Raw genomic sequence first — 21,154 nt, forward strand, 5'->3', positions numbered from 1 at the left:
GGGCGAAGTATTTCGCCTAAAATACTATAAATCAATTAAACCTTAACACTTCGTCCTTCAAGAATTTCGATCTGCCATAGTATTTCGTCTTCCTTTACAGGATATGGTTCGTTTTTGCGAATCTGGTTATACACGGCGTCAAACAACCGGCTGTAGTTGCCCTTCAGCGCGGTATTATACCGGGTAGACTTATTGCCTTTAGCATCAATCGTAGTAAAAATTCCTTCCGAGCCATCGCGCTCCACACCGTATGACGGATCCAGTGGCGAGATCTCCTTGTCCAGTTGTTCCTCCTGAATGTCGGTTCTTTCTTTAATGAAACTTCCCTGGGTTCCGTGAAGTACGAAGGCCGGCAGAGGATGAGCAGTTAACAGATTAGCTGTTACAAAAACATTCAATCCTCGCGGGTAGAAAAGATGAATGTGCATATAATCGTCGACCAGCGATTCGGGGCGAAAGACGCCGAGGATCTTATGCCACTTCAGAGGCTTTCCAAAAAGGCTGATGATCTGATCCAGCAAATGAGGCCCGAGGTCATAACTCAAGCCGCTCGCCGGAAGCGGGTTCTCTTTAAACGCTTTTTTGCTGATCTCCTTCCTATACCTGTCAAACCGAAAATGAACCTCGATAAGCTTACCTAGTTTGCCGCCGTTAATCACCGTTTTTACCGACTGGAAGTCTGTATCCCAACGCCGGTTATGATAAACCATAATGTGCCGTCCCACTCTTTTAGCCAACGCAAACAATTCTTTAGCTTCCGCGACGGTAGAAGTGAAGGGCTTCTCTACCAAAACGTGTTTTCCGGCCTCAAGCGCTTTTCTGGAAAACTCGAAGTGGGTGTTGTTAGGTGTATTAACAATTACCAACTCCACTTTAGGGTCGGCTAAGAGTTCATCAACCGAATTATAACTTATCACATGGGGGTACCTGCCGCTTGCACGTTTTTCAGTCCGCTCGGTTACAGCGTAAAAATTAAAACCTTTGTGTGTCTCAACAAAAGGAGCGTGAAATAATCTTCCCGACATTCCATATGACAAAATTCCCGTAATTATTTGTTCTTTCATCGTTCCTTTATAAGCTTTTTTGGATTATTGGTTTAACAGACTATTTTATATCTAAAGCATATTTTATGCCGCCAAGCAAATGGTTTAAAAAGTCCTTATCAGAGTTAAAAGATTCTGAGGTATGTCCGAGTCCCGTATAAAAAACTCTGCCGCCCTCAAATTTGTGATACCAGGAGATAGCGTGATTGTCACCATTTTTACCGCCTTTGTAAGATGTTTCGTCTATTTTTAAAAGTACCTTTACATCAGGATTAGTGTATCTTAAATTGTACCATTCGTCTTTTCGTTTCCATGGCGAAGAAAGATCTTTTGTAGCCAGATGCTTTGTGTTAACGACATTAATTATTGCATCCTGAGTTGCCGGATGATCGGTAAAGTAAGCGCCTATCATCTTACCATACCATTCCCATTTAAATAAGCAATCCGTTGCAGCATGAATTCCCACAAAGCCCCCTCCCCGCCGTATGTAGCTTTGAAAGGCGGATCTCTGCTCATCATTAAAAAACTCACCGGTAGGGCTTAAAAAAATGATCGCTTTATAATTTTTCAGATTTTCTTTATTTATGCGATCCGAATTCTCGGTTGTATCAGCAATAAAACCATTTTCAGCACCCAGCTTTTTTATCGCACGAATACCATCATCAATACTTTTATGCCGGAAGCCCATGGTTTTTGAGAAAATCAAAACTTTCAAAGGCTCTTTTGGTGTTTCCGTCGGTCGTAATGACAAACAAAATAATGCTGGAAGGAGAAGTAATAAAAACTTTTTCATAATTGTACGTTAGCGGAAAGTTCTAAGTTAGAACTTAGACCTGAAAATTGAAAGATGAACTTCGCTTTTCAATTTCAATATGGACCTACGGCCATGGAGTAGTGGCAAGAGATAAATGGTAATAGATATCAGGATAGAAATATTACCGGATTGACAAGTTTACCGGAAATAAAAAAGCGCTGACCGCATGCTGCATTACAACGTGCGGTCAGCGTTTCGAAAACTACGCTAGATTCCGGCCGGCGTTTACAATCCCGTACACGGTACGAATAACCAGCTTGTTATATATCTTGATATGTGCTTCGTCTAAATCCTCACTTTGCAGCTTTTGCAAAGCATAATGTTGGATAGTTACCAGTGGAAGTATGATTTTTTCGCGCAAAGCTATCGAACGGCGCTCTACAGGATACTGTTCCATAATAACAGTAGTGCCTGTCAGTTCCAGGATCAAATCGCGGGTAAGCTCATACTCATCCTTCAACTGCTTAAGAAACGTACCAAATTCACGATCTTTTTCAAGATAGGCTGTAATTCTGAAATCAGATTTCGACATTGACATCATACAGTTGTCAATCATTGTTTTGAATTGCCCCGACGAGATATAAAGCCGTTTTACTTCTTCCCAATCGCCTTTTTCCTTTACTTTTTTCAGAGCAGAACCCACCCCGTAAAAACCTGGAATGTTTTGCTTAAGCTGACTCCATGAAGTTACAAAACTAATGGCACGCAGATCCTCCAGTTTAAGCTCTGCACCAGAATTACGCTTTACAGGGCGGCTACTGATATTAATCTGAGACAAGAGCTTCAGTGGGCTGAAACGCTCCAGATATTTTAAAAACAATGGATCTTCCCTTAGCGATACAAATGCATGATGACTCTCATTGGCCATCAGGTCGATAAGCGCCTTCTCGGAAGATGTAAGTGTATCTTTATCGTTATGAGTATCAAGAGACGATACCACACCGGCGTTTATCAGCTGTTCAATATTATAATGAGCTGTATCAAATGAACCGTATTGGCTGCTGATAGTCTGGCCCTGTATTGTAAGCTGGATATGATCGTTAGCGATTTCCTGACCCATAGTAGCGTAAAACTTGTGCGTTTTACCACCGCCGCGGGCCGGTGGGCCTCCACGACCATCAAAGAACGCTAATTGAATTCCGCTTTTTCTCGCGATGGTAGTAAGCTCAATCTTGGCCTTGTAAATAGACCAGTTGGCCATTAGGTAGCCTCCGTCTTTAGTACTGTCTGAGAAACCAAGCATAATTACCTGTTTGTTTCCCCTGCGCTCCAGATGTGCCTTGTAAAAAGGGTGAGTATAAAGACTCTCCATCACTGCTGCTGCGGCAGACAAATCCTGCACCGTTTCGAATAAAGGCACAAAATCTACATGGATATCCTCCTTCTTCCAGCCGCTCCACATAAAGAGATTCATCAGCTGAAGTATATCAGACGCTTGTTGACAGTTACTGATAATGAAACGGTGAGAGGCCTTTTCACCTCCGGCATACTGCATATTTTTCATCAGCCGGATAGTTTGAAGCGTATCATTGCTCAAATCATCAAGGGTATCGCAAGGACAATCCGCTTCCTCAAATGGCAATTGCTTAACTTTCTCAGCTTCCGGCAATTCATCATACCCTTCCGGGAACGGTGTACTCAGATATTTACGGCATGCCTGGTGAGTTTTTCTCAGGACCCGGCTATCCTGACGGATATCCAGAGAGGCGAAATAACAGCCGAATAGACGAACTTTTCTGATTAAGTCGTCAACGGTATTAAGGAAAAGACTATCGTGACTGGTAATTAATACCGTCTTAATAGCTTCCAAGTTCTCGAGAATTTCCGACTGCAGGTCTTTCGGTTCTTCCACCCGCATAAAGCTGTTGGTGTAAAACAGATCCTGCAAGCGATTCATATATTCCTCGATTCCCCGGAAGGTAATACGGCGTTTAAGAGTTTTAAAATCCCTGTAATAACAACGAAATAAGATCTCTCTTAAAATTTCAGATACATCTTTAGTGCTTTGCGATGTTACATTTGGATTTCCGTCCCTGTCGCCACCAGGCCAAAAGCCAAGTTCTATCAGCTGCGGATTTATGGATACAGGCCCTTCAAATTCATTTTCTATCTGTTTTTGCAGGTTCGACACTACATGATAGAACACATTTTCTAAAAACCATGCTAAGCTCACTGCCTCGTCAACGGGCGTAGGTTTATTTTTATTAAAGAAAGGCGTTTTTCCTAATTGCTGCAAAAGCTCGTGAATAGAGCTTACATTGTTATCTTTCAGCGCTTCCGTTAAATCCGTGATGATTGCCAGAACACTCCCGGGATAAAACTGGGTTGGATGAGCTGTTAACACAAGCCTTAACGAAAACTCTTCCAGTTTTTTCTGGATTTGAGCCTTCATCGAAGGGATTGAGCCTGCTTGTTGCAATAACACCGGCAAACTTCCGGCGTCCTCATTTTTACTGGTTTTATTGAACGCCGAATCTTCAATAGCGTCGAAAAGAACCACCTGTCTTTCAATGTATTGGATAAACCTGAAAAGCAGATCGAAGCGGTCCTCGGCCTGAACATATTGCTCATATTGTCCGAAAAAACTTTCGATAATATCTTCCGGTGCAAGACGGTTCTTCACCCCCCCTTCGCAATGCGAAGTAAAAAATGGCAATAAAGTTCCGGTATGTTTTATGCGATAAAAGGGAAGCGTTAAAAACAAACTGTTATAAAGTTCGAATCTTGTTACCACCTCGCTCGCGAATAGAGCTTCTTTCTGACTTAGTTTCATGTTGTTGCTTACGGCATTCGGTGGGCAAAAATAGCAGGATTAAACCGTAAGTAAAATTTAGGGCGATAAAAAGACGATATATTTACCATTTTATCGCTCTGATTTTATTTTTTAAACTCAAAACGGGCTTGGTTCAGCGAATTTATCCATTTATAATCTCTCCTCCGTTAGGATGAAGCACTTGTCCGGTGATATAAGTAGAATCGTCTGAGGCCAAAAAAAGATACGAAGGAGCAACTTCTTCGGGTTGTCCCGGCCGGCCTAAAGGCACATCGCTGCCAAATTGAGCCACCTCCTCTTTCGGAAAAGTAGATGGAATTAAAGGTGTCCAGATAGGCCCAGGCGCTACACCGTTTACACGGATTCCTTTGTCAGCCAGATTTTGCGATAATGAGCGTGTAAAGGCGACGATTGCACCTTTGGTAGAAGCATAATCTAACAAATGACTGCTTCCGCGATATGCTGTTACTGATGTGGTGTTGATGATGGAGCTGCCTTTCTTCAAATGTTTTAAAGCAGCTTTGGCCATGAAAAAGTAAGCATAAATATTCGTCCGAAAGGTTTTGTCCAGCTGCTCCTCGGTAATATCCTCAAGATTTTCCTGGGGATATTGTACTGCGGCGTTATTTACCAAAATATCTAAACGACCGAACCGCGCTATGGTGTCTTCAACGATTTTTATACAATGTTTTTCGCTCCCTACATCGCCGGCAATTAGCAGGCACTCCTGCCCCTCCTCTTCTACTTTAGCTTTTGTTTCTTCTGCGTCTTTGTGCTCGTCGAGGTAAGAGATCACCACATTTGCACCTTCACGTGCAAAAAGCACTGCGGTGGCTCTGCCAATTCCGCTGTCTCCGCCAGTGATCAGGGCAACTTTCCCTGCAAGTTTCGAAAACACATCTTCGCCCTCATATTCGGGTCTTGGCCTCATCTTAGATTCTATTCCGGGTTGTTTATCCTGGTGCTGAGGCGGCTGTATATTCTTTTTATCATTAGACTCCTGCATGTTTTTCAAATTTAGTAGATGTATTCCTGATAACACGGGCACCTGGTGCAGGTTTTAGAAATATCAAAAGAAGATTTTCAGGCGCGTAACACTAATTTCGAACACCTTTTCGCTATACTTGTCCTGATGCTATTTGATGATCATTACAAAACAATTGCCGGGCCCGGAGAAGGCATTTTCAGTGATAAAGGCAGCAAATTTATCGCTTTTGCCTATCCTGTCCGCTCGGAAGAACAGGCAAAAAAACTGCTATCGGCCCGTAGGTCTGAACATCCGAAAGCAAGACATCATTGCTGGGCGCTTCGACTCAGTCCCGACAAATCTGTCTTCCGGATTAATGATGATGGCGAACCTTCCGGCACAGCCGGCCGGCCCATATTAAACACCCTTCTCTCAAACGATCTGACTAACATCCTGGTTGTAGTGATACGATATTTTGGCGGCACATTGCTGGGTGTACCCGGATTGATAAACGCCTATAAAACCGCAACAGTGAACGCAATTTCGAACTGTGAGATTATCGAATTAACTGTAAATGATGTGTATTCACTTTCATTTGACTATATTACAATGAACGCCGTAATGAAAGTAATCAAAGATTTTGGCCTGAAAACAATCAGCCAGGACCTTCAGAACAGTTGTAAGATCGAACTTGAGATACCGAAAAGCCAACTAAATATTGTTCTTACGAAACTTGAAAGCACTCATGGCATTACCATAAAATACCTTCACACAATATGAACACCATTCCCGAAACCGATCTTATACTTAACGCCGATGGCAGTATATACCATTTAAACTTGCTGCCCGACGATATAGCAGATACCATTATCACCGTAGGCGATCCCGACCGGGTTGCTGAAGTATCAGTTCATTTCGACAGCATTGAGTTGAAGAAAGGAAAAAGAGAATTTGTTACCCATACCGGATTTATCGGGCCCAACCGTATCACAGTCATTTCTACAGGTATCGGAACAGACAACGTCGACATCGTTTTAAATGAACTGGATTCACTTGCAAATATCGACTTCAGCACACGAACAGTGCGTGAAGAACTTAGATCGTTAAACATCATCCGCATAGGAACTTCCGGTGCACTGCAGGAAGAAATCGCTGTTGACAGTGTTTTGATTTCTGAGCATGCCATCGGTCTTGATAGCTTGATGCACTACTATACCCAGGCACTGAGTCTTGAAGAAGAACATTTTAAACGTGCTATCGAAAGCCATTTTGAAGGACTGTCAAACATCTCCCCGTATGTAGCTGCTGCGGACAGGGGGCTGCTTGACAAAATCGGCAAGAATCTTAAACATGGAATTACCGTTACCTGTCCGGGTTTTTATGCTCCACAAGCAAGAATGTTAAGAGCACGCAGCGCGAACGATAACCTCATCAAAAGTTTCCAGAATTTTCACTACAATTATCAGCGAATGAGCAACCTGGAAATGGAAACCGCTGGCATTTACGCACTGGCAAATGTATTGGGGCATAAAGCAATTTCTGTCAACGCCATTTTAGCCAACCGCATTTCTTATGAATTCAGCAAACAACCACAAAAAACTATAAATCAGACGATAGAGCTAGTACTCTCGCGAGTATTTTAACTTAAAAAAAATATTTTTATCTTCATGTAGCATTTGTTGGTTAAGATGCATCTAATCAAAACCTTAGCAAAATTATTACATGAAAAAAGCAGGTAAAATTATCATCTACATCGCTTTGGTACTAATAGTTACTATCGGGATGTTATTAAGCTATGTTAAATTCGCCTTGCCAAATGTTGGCGAAGCACCAGGACTGAAGGTAGAGCTTACCCCTGAACGCATAGAAAGGGGTAAATATCTGGCCACCCATGTTACGGTTTGTGTTGATTGCCACTCAAGTCGCGACTGGTCTAAGTTTTCCGGTCCAATTGACCCAAAAAGCGTAGGATCCGGAGGAGAAAAGTTCGATCAGGCGGCCGGACTTCCTGGAACGATCTACAGTGCAAACATTACTCCGCATAATTTGAAAAACTGGACTGATGGCGAGCTCTTCAGAGCCATTACTACCGGAGTAAAGAAGGACGGTTCAGCAATTTTCCCTATTATGCCCTATGCGTCCTATGGTAAAATGGATAAAGAGGATATATATTCCATTATCGCTTTTATCAGAACTCTACCCGAGCAGCAAACGTCATCCCCCGAACGGGAACTTGATTTTCCATTAAATTTTATTGTGAATACCATTCCCGCCAAAGCGACGCCTCAGCCTATACCTCCGGTTTCAAAACCGTTGGAATTTGGTGCTTACATGGTTAATGCATCGGCATGTTTTGATTGCCATACAAACGTGGTCGATGGCACCCCCATTGAAGGAATGGACTTTGCCGGAGGCAGAGAATTCAAGCTGCCCGGCGGCTCTGTTTTCACAGCAAATATTACTCCCGATAAAGAAACAGGCATTGGCCACTGGACCAAACAACAATTCGTTGAACGCTTTAAGTCCTATGCTGACTCAGGGCATTCGCCGAAAACTGTAAATGGCTCAGAATTTCAAACCGTTATGCCCTGGACGATGTATGGAGGCATGAAAACACAAGATCTGGAGGCAATTTACACTTATCTAAGATCGGTAAAACCGATAAAGAATCAGGTAACGAAGTTTGTTCCTAAGGGATAAAGTGCCAATTAGAATCGCAGGGTCCTCTTCGAGAGACCCTGCTAGGACTAGACGATTATTCTCCTGAAGAACTTCGTTCACTCCTCCAGAACTCCGCGCCTTGCGGACGTGCGGGTCATATCGTTTTCCGTCTACATGGGTCATGCCACCCACGGTACCCTGCAAACCTAAAATGGAATTCGATTTGACCAAAGCAGATGTTGTGATTATATTTATAAACTCCTGCCCATTAAAAATTTTCAACAATATTTCAAAGCTAATTATAGAGACCTTACAGGGACCTTATAGAGACACTGGTTCGGGTTAGCGCCGGGCTTTCTTCTGAGATCATTCGGGTTTAGTTGGGGTTAAGTTCCATAATAGTTGTAGGTCTAAACCGCTGGCCCGGCAATTTTTGGGAACCATGTCGAATCTGACCCGAATCAGGTAGAATGTGGGGGATTGAATGGTTAAGATCCCTTAAAGCTCTCCAATGGCTTTGCAACTCGATGATACTGCGCCGTTCTTTTGAACTAGGATAAAGATTAGTATGTGGATCTTACAAACATTACCTAGAGAAAGGGCTTCCAACAGTAAAGGCCTTAGGTTTTGCAACCCAAGGCCTAATCATTATATCCTTTTACAAATCAGCTAAGAGAATTTCGCCCTTAATGCCGCCAGCTTATCTTTGATATCTCCATTCTCTTCCTTTTTCTTTTTTGGAGTTTCCTGCAGGCTGCGCTGCTCTCTTTGAGGCTTTACTTCATCCTTTTTCATCGATAAGGAAATCCTTTTCCGCCCGGCATCAACTTCTGTAACGGTAACCTCCACTTGCTGATGAACCTTCACTACTTCATTAGGGTCTTTTACAAACCGATTGGAAAGCTGACTTAAATGCACCAAACCATCCTGATGCACGCCGATATCCACAAAAGCGCCAAAGTTGGTGATATTCGTAACAATTCCAGGGAGGGTCATTCCAACTTTCAAGTCGGATACGCTATTGATTCCTTCGGTAAAACTAAAAGCTTCGAACTGCTCGCGCGGATCGCGGCCTGGCTTGGCAAGCTCTTTTATAATATCATTTAAGGTAGGCAAGCCAACATTTTCGCCAACATACTTTTGAACCGGAATCTTTTTCCGAAGACTTTCATCCTTCATCAAATCTTTAACAGTGCAATTTAAGTCCCTAGCCATTTGCTCAACCAGAGCATACCTTTCGGGATGCACTGCACTGGCATCAAGCGGATGTTCAGCATTTCGGATTCGCAAAAAGCCGGCAGCCTGTTCAAAGGCCTTATCGCCCAGCCGCGGAACCTTTTTTAATTGTTCACGCCTGGTAAATGCTCCGTTTTTATTGCGATACTCCACAATATTTCGAGCTATTTGCGGCCCCAGGCCCGAGATATAAGAAAGTACTTGCTTAGAGGCGGTATTTAATTCTACTCCTACAGCATTCACGCAACTTATAACGGTATCATCTAAAGAAGTTTGAAGTTTATTTTGATCCACATCATGCTGATATTGGCCTACACCTATCGATTTAGGGTCAATTTTCACCAGCTCGGCTAAAGGATCTGTTAATCTCCTCCCAATAGAGACAGCACCTCTGACAGTAACATCCTTATCGGGGAACTCTTCGCGGGCGGCTTCGGAGGCAGAATAAATAGAGGCGCCGCTCTCGTTCACCATCACGATAAGGACATCTGGTAAATTCAATTTTCGAACAAATGCTTCAGTCTCCCTGCCAGCAGTGCCATTACCTATAGCTATAGCTTCAATCTGGTATTTGGATACAAGAAAGGGTATAGTCTTTTCAGCCTCGGCTAAGCCACCGGCTCCGCTATGCGGATAAATATTTGTATTTTCTACTAGTTGTCCCTGTGCATCCAGACACACCACTTTACAGCCGGTTCGAAACCCGGGATCTATTGCCATTACACGTTTTTGACCAAGCGGCGCTGCTAATAATAACTGCCGGGCATTCTCGGCAAAAACACGAATTGCTTCCTCGTCGGCTTTTTTCTTGGTCACCAGCCTTATTTCGGTTTCCAGCGAGGGTTTTAATAATCTCTTATACGAGTCGGCAACCGCCAACCTCATCTGCTCAGAAGAACTGTTATGGCCTTTTATGAAAATCTTTTCCAGATTAGCCAGAGCTTCATCCGCTGGCGGATAGATGTTCATAGAAAGTATCAGCTCTTTTTCTCCGCGACGTATAGCAAGAACCCTATGCGAGGGCGCTGTCTTCACAGGCTCAGTCCAGTCGAAATAATCACGGTATTTTGCCCCCTCCTCTTCTTTACCGGATAGCACTTTAGACTCAAGCACACCTTTTTCCAGAAAAAGCTGTCTGCAAACTGCTCGCGCTTCTGGATTCTCACTCACCAGCTCAGCAATAATGTCTCTTGCACCAGCCAGCGCTTCGGCTTCCGATGAAACTCCCTTTTCAGGATCGATAAATTTGGAAGCTTCGACTTCAAGATCTGTTTTATTCTGGTCAAGGATCAGATCGGCAAAGGGTTGCAAGCCCTTTTCCCTTGCTATACTCGCCCTTGTTTTCTTTTTGGGCCGGTAGGGCAAGTAAATATCCTCCAGCACGCTCATTGCCTCAGCTCTCTCTATTTGCTGTTCCAATTGAGGAGTTAGTTTACCCAATTCGGACAAGGACTTCAAAATGGCATCCCGTCGTTTATCCAAATCCTTTAACTGATCAATCCTATCGCGTACAGCCGCAATCTGGACTTCATCTAAACTCCCTGTTAACTCTTTACGGTATCTCGATATAAACGGAACTGTCGCTCCCTCGTCCAACAACCCTACGGTAGCAGTAACCTGCTTCTCGGCAATGCCTAACTCCTTTGCAATTTGCTTAAAGTGTGTGATCTTACTTTCCATCTGTTCTACGTCGCTAAGTTGGCGCTATAAGATGAATATTCAAAAATTGCTTATCAACATTCTACCACTCCTCTCCCGATTATGATTCTACCTGCAAATTCTTTTCAGGGGAAAGATTTTTTCCTTTAACGAGTTTTAACGAATTCTCAAAAAACCGGCTCAAAAGCGCATCGTTTTTGAGAAATCCAGATAATAGGTTAATTCATTATTAATTTTTCATAAAAATTAAACTTTATATGAAAAATTATCAAAAACGAATTACCTTTGTTATGGATTTAATTTAAAGACTATGAAAAAATTATCAATTGTTATCGCGTTTTTCTTATTAACTACCGCAACATTTGCCACCACAAAAGCAGAACGGAAAGATGATGTTAAAAAAATAGCATATAACGCCGTACAAAATTTTGAAGCAGATTTTAAAACCGCGAAGGATGTATCCTGGAAAGTAAATGATCAATATATCAAGGCAAGCTTTACTTCTGAAGGAAAGAAGATGGCGGCTTTATACGATTTACAGGGAACGTACCTTGGTGCCGTTGAGTATTTAACTTACGAACAAATACCTTTAAAGGCTAGAACTGAAATACAAAAAAGATTTAAAGACTTTTCTTTCTCTTCTGCTCTTAAGATCGTAAGCAGACCGGAAGGCAATGAAAGCTTCAACGATGTGGGTACATATTGGGTAGATTTGATTAACGATGTTAAACAACTTTACGTAAGCGTTTCTCCTTCATTGAGCGTGGCTCTCCATAAAACCCTTACCATCGAGACCACAGCAAGCAACTAAAAAACTTCAAAACTCTTATTGAACAAATCGCCAGTTAGCCTGGCGATTTTTTTTTGCTTGTCCACACACCATTCCAACTGCTATATAATAAGCGCATCAATCTCCATAAATTTCAAAATCAGCAGCTTAAAAATTCAAAATCTATATTACAGCAAAAAAATTATTATAATTTAGCCGCTTCATTAAAAATTAACATGTTAGAGCAGTTAAAAGAACAGTTCAAAGAGTCTTTTGGTCAGGAGAATAAAAACGCATTTTTTGCTCCAGGTAGAGTTAACTTAATTGGCGAGCATATAGATTATAACGGAGGTTTAGTAATGCCTTGTGCAATTACCTATGGAACCACCCTTTTAACAGCGCCTAACAAAGAGGGCATTTTTAGATTTAGAAGCACAAACTTCGACGAAACTCTTGATATCGAAGTAAATGAATCGTATCAAAAAACGGGCAGCGCCTGGTATAATTATCCTTTAGGAGTAATTCATAATTTTTTGAAAGACGAGAAGGAGGTTGAAGGCCTGGATATGCTCTTCTTTGGTAACCTTCCAATCGGAGCCGGACTTTCATCCTCTGCTTCTATCGAAATTGTGACTGCCTTTGCAATTAACAGTCTGTTTAAAGGCGGACTTTCCAAGCTTGACCTGGTTGTACTAAGCAAAATTGTTGAAAATGAGTTCATCGGTGTTAACTCCGGAATCATGGACCAGTTTGCCGTTACTTTTGGAGAAAAAGAAAAAACACTGAAGTTAAATTGTGAGACCCTCGATTACCAGGCCGTAGATTGCAATCTTGGCGATCATCTGCTGGCTATCATTAATACTAATAAGCCGCGAAAACTAGCGGAATCGAAGTATAATGAGCGTGTGGGGGAATGTCAAACGGCATTAAAAGCACTTCAAAAGGAACTAAGCATCACTAATCTTTGCGATATTGATTCTGAAACTTTTGAAAAACATAAACACCTGATACCCGACGCTACCGTGGTAAATCGCGCAAAACACGTTGTTGAAGAAAACGACAGGGTGGAACTGGCGGCGGTAGCGCTTGCAGAGAACCGCCTGACAGATTTCGGAAACCTGATGTATTCGTCTCACGATTCATTAAAGAATCTTTACGAAGTTTCTGGCAAGGAATTAGACACCATCGTTGAGTTTTGCCTGCATTATCCGGAAGTTTCAGGCGCTCGTATGACAGGGGCGGGCTTTGGCGGTTGTGCTATCGCACTCGTAAAAAAGGATTATTTTGAAGATTTCAGCAATAAAATAACCGGGTATTATACAGAAAAAATAGGCTATGCTCCTTCCGTATATAGCTCAGAGATAGGCGCCGGTGTCCGCGAAATTTAATTCGAACACGAAAACAGCTTAGATTTTTCTCAGGTGTTAACCTAAATTACAAATGAAGTTAAAACTCGATGAGCTGAATCGCGCCAGCGTTGAAGAATTTAAACGGCAACAAAAACTTCCTGTTGTAGTCGTTCTCGATAATGTAAGAAGCCTGCATAACGTGGGTTCGATCTTTCGTACCTGCGATGGTTTTGCTGTAGAAGAAGTCATTTTATGCGGGATAACTGGTCTGCCACCCCACCGTGAAATAGAAAAAACTGCTTTGGGGGCTACCCATTCTATAGATTGGCGCTATTTCGAGAGCACCTTACTTGCCATTGAAGATCTACGTACAAGAGGATATCACATTACAGCTGTAGAACAGGCTAAAAACAGTATTCAACTTAATGACTTTCGCGCTTTGTCCGCTAAGAAATATGCACTGATATTTGGGAACGAGGTTAACGGCGTATCCGACGAGGTAATGTCTACTGTAGATGACTGCATCGAAATCCCTCAATTTGGAACAAAACACTCTTTCAATATCGTTGTATCGGCAGGTATTGTTCTTTGGGACTTATTCGCCAAACTCAAATTGAAATATTAATCTTTTAACAAAAAAATCCCGGCTTTTAGGGCCGGGATTTTGTTTAACTAGTCATATATCCTAGAAAGCATACATGCTCTCAGCATCTTTACTTTCTAATGCGGTACTTCCGCTTAAGAATTGATCTACTCTTCTTGCAGCTTCACGTCCTTCAGAAATAGCCCAAACAACCAATGACTGACCTCTTCTCATATCACCCGCCGCAAAAACCTTATTGATGTTGGTTTGATAAGATCCCTCTTTCGCTTTTACATTGCCACGTTCATCCAGATCAACCCCCAACTGCTCTAGTAAACCAGTTTTTTGAGGGTGAAGGAATCCCATTGCGAGGAATGCATACTGAGCAGGGAGCTCGCGCTCGCTACCAGCAACTTCAGAGAATTTAAGAGGACGTCCTAAGAAATCTGTCTCCCATTCTACGTCGATAACTTTAACGGCTTTGAGGTTACCTTTTCCGTCGCCAATAAATTCTTTGGTGCTAATGCCCCAGAACCGCTCACATCCTTCTTCGTGAGAACTGGTGGTTTTTAAAAGCATTGGATAGGTTGGCCATGGCATTGCGTCTGTGCGCTGCGCCGGTGGGTTTGGCATTAACTCAAATTGAGTAATTGATTTCGCTCTCTGGCGATTCGAAGTCCCCACACAGTCGGAACCGGTATCACCACCACCAATCACAATCACATCTTTTCCTTCAACGAATATCTCCTCTGTTGAATAAAGTTCGTTACTTACACGCTGATTGCTCTGCTTCAGGAATTCCATCGCAAAATAAACTCCCTTTAAATCGCGTCCGGGCACGGGAAGATCACGTGGAATAGTAGAACCACCGGAAAGAACCACAGCATCAAAAGTCCGCATAATCTCATCTCCGCTGATATCTTTCCCAACTTCCGTGTTATATTTAAAGATGATTCCATCTTCTTCCATTAATTTAACACGGCGCTCAACAACCCATTTTTCGAGTTTAAAATCCGGGATACCGTAACGCAGTAGCCCGCCTGCTTGTGCATCGCGCTCAAAAACAGTAACCGTGTGCCCAGCTTTGTTTAACTGTGCTGCTGCCGCCAAACCAGCGGGTCCAGAACCAATTACTGCCACCGTCTTTCCGGAACGGATGAAAGGAGCTTTGGAGGTTACCAGGCCTTTAGCGAAGGCTATTTCTATAATATGTTTTTCTATTTCCTCGATAGCAACAGCTGGCTTATTTATACCAAGCACACAAGCGGATTCGCAAGGCGCAGGACAAATTCGGCCTGTAAATTCAGGGAAATTATTAGTTGACGAGAGTATACGGTAAGCTTCTTCCCAGTTTTCTTTATATACTGCATCATTAAACTCGGGGATGATATTTCCGAGCGGGCAGCCGTTATGACAAAACGGGATACCACAGTTCATACAACGTGCAGACTGTTCGTTCAGCTTCTCTTCCGAATAAGTGCCAACAAATTCTTTGTAATCATTAACGCGCTCTTCAGGAGATCTTTTTTGGGGAAGTTCTCTTGCGTATTCCTTAAATCCTGTAATTTTTCCCATAATTAATTAACTGACTGAAATTGTGCGTGTTGCAATACTTTTTTATACTCTTTAGGGAACACCTTAATAAATTTACTTTTTTCATCGTCCCAGTTGTTCAGAATACGCTGAGCCAACTGACTTTGAGTTAACTGTGAATGTGTACGAAGCAGAGCTGTAATTTGCTCTTCATCTGTCGCTGTAAGCGGATCCAGGTCCACCATTTCAGGATTGCAATTGTCGGCAAAGTCGCCATCAATATCATAGATCCATGCAATACCACCACTCATACCTGCAGCGAAATTCCTTCCAGTTTTGCCAAGGATCAAAGCACGTCCGCCTGTCATGTATTCACATCCGTGATCGCCTACCCCTTCAACTACCGCAGTTGCGCCAGAGTTACGTACTGCAAAACGTTCACCAGCCTGACCGCGAACAAATAACTCACCAGAGGTCGCGCCATACAAAGCCACGTTTCCGATTATAATATTGTCTTCAGGAACCAAAGAGCTTACCGAAGATGGGTAAATTGCTAATCTGGCGCCTGACAAACCTTTACCAACATAGTCGTTTGCTTCACCTTCAAGTTCAAAGCTTATGCCTTTGGCACAAAATGCTCCGAAACTCTGTCCGGCTGACCCACTGAACTTAAAGTTAATGGTGTTATCAGGTAAACCAGCAGCCTGGTATACTTTTGAAACTTCATTTGAAAGAAGTGTTCCAAGGGTACGGTCGGTATTTTTCAATTCGAAACTAGCAAATACCGGGGTTTTATTCTCTAAAGCCTGTTTTGCATGCTCTAAAAGCTTCCAATCCAGGATTGCAGCCATTCCATGATCCTGAGCTTCGCTGTTGTAAAGCGTTTGCTTAGAAGGATTGGTAACTGGATAAAGAATTGCTGATAAATCTACAGTTTTAGCTTTCCAGTGTTTACTTCCCTCGCGTGCTTTCAGGAACTGGGCACGACCCACCATATCGTTGATCGTTCTGAAGCCAAGGTCAGCCATGATCTCGCGTAACTCCTCTACCATAAAATGGAAGAGATTCACTATATGCTCAGGTTTTCCGCTAAACAATTTACGCAGTTCAGGATCTTGTGTAGCAACACCAACTGGGCATGTGTTTAAATGACACTTACGCATCATGATACAGCCGCCAGCAACCAGTGCAGCCGTAGCTACTCCCCATTCCTCTGCTCCAAGTAATGTAGCGATAGCAATATCACGACCGGTTTTCAACTGTCCGTCTGCCTGAAGAACCACGCGGCTTCTTAACTGATTTCTAACCAGCGTTTGATGAGCTTCCGCTAATCCGAGTTCGAATGGTAAACCTGCATGCTTAATAGAACTGATTGGAGATGCTCCGGTACCGCCATCATAACCTGCAATCAGAATCACATCGGCATGAGCTTTCGCTACCCCAGCCGCAATCGTACCTACACCTGCTTTAGAAACCAATTTCACGTTGATTCTTGCATCACGGTTTGCATTCTTCAAGTCGAAGATAAGCTGCGCTAAATCCTCAATCGAGTAGATATCGTGGTGAGGAGGAGGAGAAATCAAACCAACTCCAGGCGTTGAGTGGCGCACTTTAGCGATCCACTCGTCAACTTTATGTCCCGGTAACTGCCCGCCCTCTCCCGGCTTAGCACCCTGAGCCATTTTAATCTGAAGCTCATCAGCGTTAGTAAGATAATATGAGGTTACTCCGAAACGACCTGAGGCAACCTGCTTGATAGCAGAACGCATAGAATCGCCATTTGGCAATTTCTCATAACGCATTTCGTCCTCACCGCCTTCGCCTGTATTACTCTTTCCGCCTACTCTGTTCATCGCGATAGCTAAAGTGCTATGCGCTTCGTGAGAGATAGAACCGAAAGACATTGCACCAGTAGCAAAACGTTTTAATATTGATTCTGCTGGCTCAACCTCCGACAATGGAATCGGCTCGCGGTGATGTGCGAAATCCAATAAGCCACGCAAAGTATACATCTTCTCCGACTGATCGTTTACAGCTTTTGCATAGTTTTTATAGATGGAATAATCACCCATACGTGTTGACTGTTGCAATAAGTGTACAGTTTGAGGATTAAACAAATGTGCCTCCCCACGACGCTTCCACTGATAAATACCACCTTCGGGCAACAACTGCTCCTCAGGTTTGGCATAAATGAAGCCATGGTTATGTTTAAATATGGTCTCCTTCGCAATTTCATCCAATCCTAAACCACCGATACGGGTTACAGAACCGCAGAAATATTTGTCTACTACCGACCTATTGATACCAAGGATTTCAAAGATCTGCGCTCCGTGATATGACTGAAGAGTTGAAATTCCCATTTTAGAGAAAATCTTCAATAATCCGTCGCAAACAGATTTAATATAGTTTTTAGAAAGATATTTGAACTCTAGCGATGTTTCAATTTTACCTTCTTCTTTTAATGCATGAATGGTTTCAAGTGCCAGATATGGGTTGATCGCCGTGGCTCCAAAGCCAAGAAGACAAGCGAAATGGTGAACTTCCCACACATCTCCGGCTTCTACAACTAAACCAACCTGACCGCGGTAGCCTTTCTTAATTAAGTGATGATGAACCGCAGAAACAGCAAGCAAAGAAGGGATCGGCGCATGCTGAGAATCAACTGCTCTGTCTGAAAGGATAAGAACTTCAAATCCGTCGTTTACTGCATCTTCTGCATAACGACAAAGTCTTTCCAATCCATTTTGCAACGAACCTTTCTGACCATCTGCTTTAAAATATGTTTGAAGGGTTTTTGCATTGAACATGCCGGTATCAATACTTCTAAGCTTTTCAAGCTCGAGATTCGTTAGAATTGGCTGCTGCAATGCTACGCAATGACAATGCATTTTATCTTCGTCGAACAGGTTACCGTTGCTACCGATAAAGGTAGAAAGGCTCATTACCATGCGCTCACGAATCGGATCGATTGGCGGATTAGTTACCTGGGCGAAGAATTGCTTAAAATAGCTCGACAAATGCTGAGGACGGTCTGACAAAACCGCCAAAGGCACATCTGTACCCATCGAACCAATTGGCTCCTTCCCATCAACAGCCATTGGCTTGATGATAGTTTCAATATCCTCACGGGTGTAACCAAATACCTGCTGATATTTCAAAACCGCATCTTTCGATAAATTAGTAAATGCTACCCTTGGTTCAGGTAGCTCTTCGATTCTGATTTTATAATTTTCAAGCCACTCGCCGTAAGGCTGACTGGATGCAATTTTTGTTTTGATTTCCTCATCGGTAATGATCTTACCTTCTACCAGATCAACCAGGAACATTTTACCAGGCTGTAAACGACCCTTTTTAATAATAATGGCTTCGTCTATCGGCAATGCACCAGCTTCTGAAGCAACAACTACACGACTGTCGTTAGTTACGGCATAACGTAAAGGACGCAGACCATTTCTGTCTAATAAGGCGCCAATTTGAGATCCGTCAGTAAATGTTAGCGCTGCAGGTCCATCCCACGGCTCCATTAATGTAGCATGAAACTCATAGAACGCCTTCTTTAACGGCTCCATTTGTTCATTTCCGTCCCAGGCCTCGGGCACGAGCATCATCATTACATGAGGAAGGCTTCGACCGGTATGCACCAATACTTCAACCACGTTGTCCAGACATGCAGAATCAGACTGATTGCTATCGATAACAGGAAGAACGATATCCATTTCTTCGCTGGTAAAGTATGATGATGCGTATGACTTTAATCCTGAATAGAACCAGTTAAGGTTCCCCGTAAGGGTGTTAATCTCACCATTATGCGCCATAAAGCGGAATGGTTGCGCGAGTTTCCATGACGGGAAAGTATTGGTCGAAAACCGGCTGTGAACTAAACCAAATGCTGAAGTTAGCCTGGTGTCCTGCAGGTCTGTATAATAAGTACGTAACTGATAAGTGGTTAACTGACCTTTATATACTAGAATGCGGCTTGATAACGATGCGATGTAAAAGTCGCTACCATTCTTAACCGTTTCATTTATAGTTTTGGTGATCAACCGTCTGAAAACAAACAGCTTTCGTTCGAAATCATCACTAGTTGCCAGTCCATCCGGACGCCCGACAAACACCTGCTCAACATCGGGTTCAACCGACAGAGAAGTCGGGCCTACAACCGATGGATTAACCGGAAGTTTACGGAAGCCTAAAAACGGCAACCCCAGCTTTTCAGCGGAGCTAACGATGATAGATCGGCAAGTTTCCTTTGTGGCGACATTCTTAGGAAAGAAGATCATTCCGACGCCATAGTTGCCTGGCTCTGTAAGATGAATATCCAGAGCTATACACTCCTCCATGAGAAACTCATGCGGAATTTGCAATAAAATCCCTGCGCCATCACCACTTTCCGGGTCACATCCACATGCTCCGCGGTGCTCCATATTCTCAAGAATAGTTAAAGCATCGGAAACATTTTGGTGCGATCGCTGGCCATTAATGTGTGTAATAAAACCTACTCCACAAGAGTCGTGTTCAAATTCAGGGCGATATAATCCCTGCTGGTCAATTTCGGTTTGCTTCATTATTATAATAATGGGAATGTACGAAAGTACGGATTTTGGGCTAAAATTGCGGACTGAATAATAATTTTTGAATATTTTTCAAAAACAAAAGGATTTCAGTCTCCAAAATTAGCAATCTCGTAATTTTATCTTTTTTAATTTAACATTATCTTAAACTTACTTTTGCGTCAAATCTTATTCCGCGATCAGAATTTCTTTTGGAACTACTATTTCAGATTATTTTTTTTAATTAAACAAAGGGATTTTTTTATTGGCAAAAAATGCTACTTTTGCGCCGGGTTAGTCTTCTACGATCAGCTCCTCTTGAACTCCCCCAGGGTGGGAACGCAGCAAGGGTAGAGAGTTGTAGCGGTGCGATAGAAGGTGCTAGCCCACTTTTTTTCTCTTCTGTCTATTTTTCATAATTTGATCTAAAATTTTTCTTAGCTTAGCAGAATTAACATTAAGTGTCAAACCGACAATTTATAACAACCTAATACGATGAAGTTTTTTATTGATACAGCAAACCTTGCTCAAATTAAAGAGGCCCATGATATGGGTGTTTTGGATGGTGTAACGACTAATCCCAGCCTGATGGCTAAAGAAGGAATTACTGGCCACGACAATGTAATTAAACACTATAAGGCAATTTGTGAGATTACAGATGGCGATGTAAGCGCAGAGGTTATTTCAACTACAGTTGATGAGATGATTGCCGAAGGCGAAGCTCTTGCCAAATTACATCCGCAAATTGTAGTAAAGGTGCCGATGATTAAAGACGGCGTAAAAGCGATAAAATATTTCACGTCGAAGGGCATTAAAACAAATTGCACCCTGGTTTTTTCTGCCGGACAAGCCTTATTAGCGGCAAAAGCGGGAGCAACTTATGTTTCTCCGTTTATCGGCCGTTTAGACGATGTATCTACAGACGGACTGACGTTAATTGAAGATATCCGCTTAATTTTTGACAATTACGGTTATACCACCCAAATACTCGCGGCTTCCGCCCGTCACCCAATGCATATCATCAACTGTGCAAAAATTGGAGCCGACGTAGTTACCGCTCCCCTATCCGCTATTGCCGCTTTGTTAAAGCATCCTTTAACAGACAGCGGTCTGGCTCAATTTTTAGCAGACCACGCTAAAGCCGCCGCCAGCGTTTAGAAACACAAAACGGAACATTATTTGACAAATATTCAAACAATGTTCCGTTTTTATTCTCT

14 protein-coding genes and 1 other RNA gene are annotated in these 21,154 nt (G+C 42.7%); 8 read left to right on the top strand and 7 right to left on the bottom strand.

From position 1 onward, the window contains the following. Positions 1-35 precede the first annotated feature (35 nt). The 4 genes from J3P43_RS08660 to J3P43_RS08675 form a co-directional block, all read right to left on the bottom strand. The gene (locus J3P43_RS08660; RefSeq protein ID WP_255901237.1) at positions 36-1,064 is read right to left on the bottom strand and encodes a Gfo/Idh/MocA family oxidoreductase; all 1,029 of its coding nucleotides are present in this window, start codon (positions 1,062-1,064) and stop codon (positions 36-38) included. Positions 1,065-1,104: 40 nt separating this feature from the next. Continuing rightward, positions 1,105-1,836, bottom strand: coding sequence for a ThuA domain-containing protein (locus J3P43_RS08665; protein WP_255901238.1), 732 nt, complete (start codon positions 1,834-1,836; stop codon positions 1,105-1,107). Positions 1,837-2,059: 223 nt separating this feature from the next. Next, positions 2,060-4,630, bottom strand: coding sequence for a phosphoenolpyruvate carboxylase (locus tag J3P43_RS08670; RefSeq protein ID WP_255901240.1), 2,571 nt, complete (start codon positions 4,628-4,630; stop codon positions 2,060-2,062). Between the two features lie 142 nt (positions 4,631-4,772). Next, the gene (locus tag J3P43_RS08675; RefSeq protein ID WP_255901241.1) at positions 4,773-5,636 is read right to left on the bottom strand and encodes an SDR family oxidoreductase; all 864 of its coding nucleotides are present in this window, start codon (positions 5,634-5,636) and stop codon (positions 4,773-4,775) included. Between the two features lie 126 nt (positions 5,637-5,762). On the opposite strand from J3P43_RS08675, the gene J3P43_RS08680 reads away from it, so the two are divergent. The 3 genes from J3P43_RS08680 to J3P43_RS08690 all read left to right on the top strand — a co-directional run bounded on the left by J3P43_RS08680 (position 5,763) and on the right by J3P43_RS08690 (position 8,297). After that, positions 5,763-6,377 carry an IMPACT family protein gene (locus J3P43_RS08680; RefSeq protein WP_255902321.1) on the top strand — a complete coding sequence of 205 codons (615 nt, stop codon included), beginning with the start codon at positions 5,763-5,765 and terminating at the stop codon, positions 6,375-6,377. Further along, positions 6,374-7,240 carry a nucleoside phosphorylase gene (locus J3P43_RS08685; RefSeq protein ID WP_255901242.1) on the top strand — a complete coding sequence of 289 codons (867 nt, stop codon included), beginning with the start codon at positions 6,374-6,376 and terminating at the stop codon, positions 7,238-7,240. Before J3P43_RS08680 ends, J3P43_RS08685 begins: the two co-directional genes overlap by 4 nt. Before the next feature lie 79 nt (positions 7,241-7,319). Then, positions 7,320-8,297, top strand: a complete 978-nt coding sequence (locus J3P43_RS08690; RefSeq protein WP_255901244.1) for a c-type cytochrome — start codon at positions 7,320-7,322, stop codon at positions 8,295-8,297. Positions 8,298-8,927: 630 nt separating this feature from the next. Here J3P43_RS08690 and J3P43_RS08695 read toward each other — a convergent pair. Beyond that, positions 8,928-11,174 (bottom strand): Tex family protein, encoded by a 2,247-nt coding sequence (locus J3P43_RS08695; protein ID WP_255901245.1) that lies wholly within the window; start codon positions 11,172-11,174, stop codon positions 8,928-8,930. Positions 11,175-11,463: 289 nt separating this feature from the next. On the opposite strand from J3P43_RS08695, the gene J3P43_RS08700 reads away from it, so the two are divergent. From J3P43_RS08700 to J3P43_RS08710, 3 genes are all read left to right on the top strand, one after another. Further along, on the top strand, positions 11,464-11,964 hold the full coding sequence (locus tag J3P43_RS08700) for a hypothetical protein (RefSeq protein WP_255901246.1): 501 nt from the start codon (positions 11,464-11,466) through the stop codon (positions 11,962-11,964). 194 nt (positions 11,965-12,158) lie between these two features. Further along, entirely contained in the window at positions 12,159-13,310 is a 1,152-nt protein-coding gene (locus J3P43_RS08705; RefSeq protein ID WP_255901248.1) for a galactokinase, read from the top strand. Positions 13,311-13,362: 52 nt separating this feature from the next. After that, positions 13,363-13,896 carry an RNA methyltransferase gene (locus tag J3P43_RS08710; protein ID WP_255901249.1) on the top strand — a complete coding sequence of 178 codons (534 nt, stop codon included), beginning with the start codon at positions 13,363-13,365 and terminating at the stop codon, positions 13,894-13,896. Between the two features lie 60 nt (positions 13,897-13,956). Here the strand turns inward: J3P43_RS08710 and J3P43_RS08715 are convergent, their stop codons facing one another. Beyond that, positions 13,957-15,429 (bottom strand): glutamate synthase subunit beta, encoded by a 1,473-nt coding sequence (locus J3P43_RS08715; RefSeq protein ID WP_255901250.1) that lies wholly within the window; start codon positions 15,427-15,429, stop codon positions 13,957-13,959. A gap of 2 nt (positions 15,430-15,431) precedes the next feature. Further along, positions 15,432-19,952 carry a glutamate synthase large subunit gene (gene gltB / locus J3P43_RS08720; protein ID WP_255901252.1) on the bottom strand — a complete coding sequence of 1,507 codons (4,521 nt, stop codon included), beginning with the start codon at positions 19,950-19,952 and terminating at the stop codon, positions 15,432-15,434. A gap of 277 nt (positions 19,953-20,229) precedes the next feature. On the opposite strand from gltB, the gene ffs reads away from it, so the two are divergent. After that, an RNA gene (gene ffs / locus J3P43_RS08725) (signal recognition particle sRNA small type) lies at positions 20,230-20,327 on the top strand. 105 nt (positions 20,328-20,432) lie between these two features. Continuing rightward, positions 20,433-21,095 (top strand): fructose-6-phosphate aldolase, encoded by a 663-nt coding sequence (fsa, locus tag J3P43_RS08730; protein WP_255901253.1) that lies wholly within the window; start codon positions 20,433-20,435, stop codon positions 21,093-21,095. Positions 21,096-21,154: the final 59 nt, after the last annotated feature.

Origin of the sequence: Paradesertivirga mongoliensis (assembly GCF_024436395.1) — a bacterium.
Classification (GTDB): Bacteria; Bacteroidota; Bacteroidia; order Sphingobacteriales; family Sphingobacteriaceae; genus Paradesertivirga; species Paradesertivirga mongoliensis.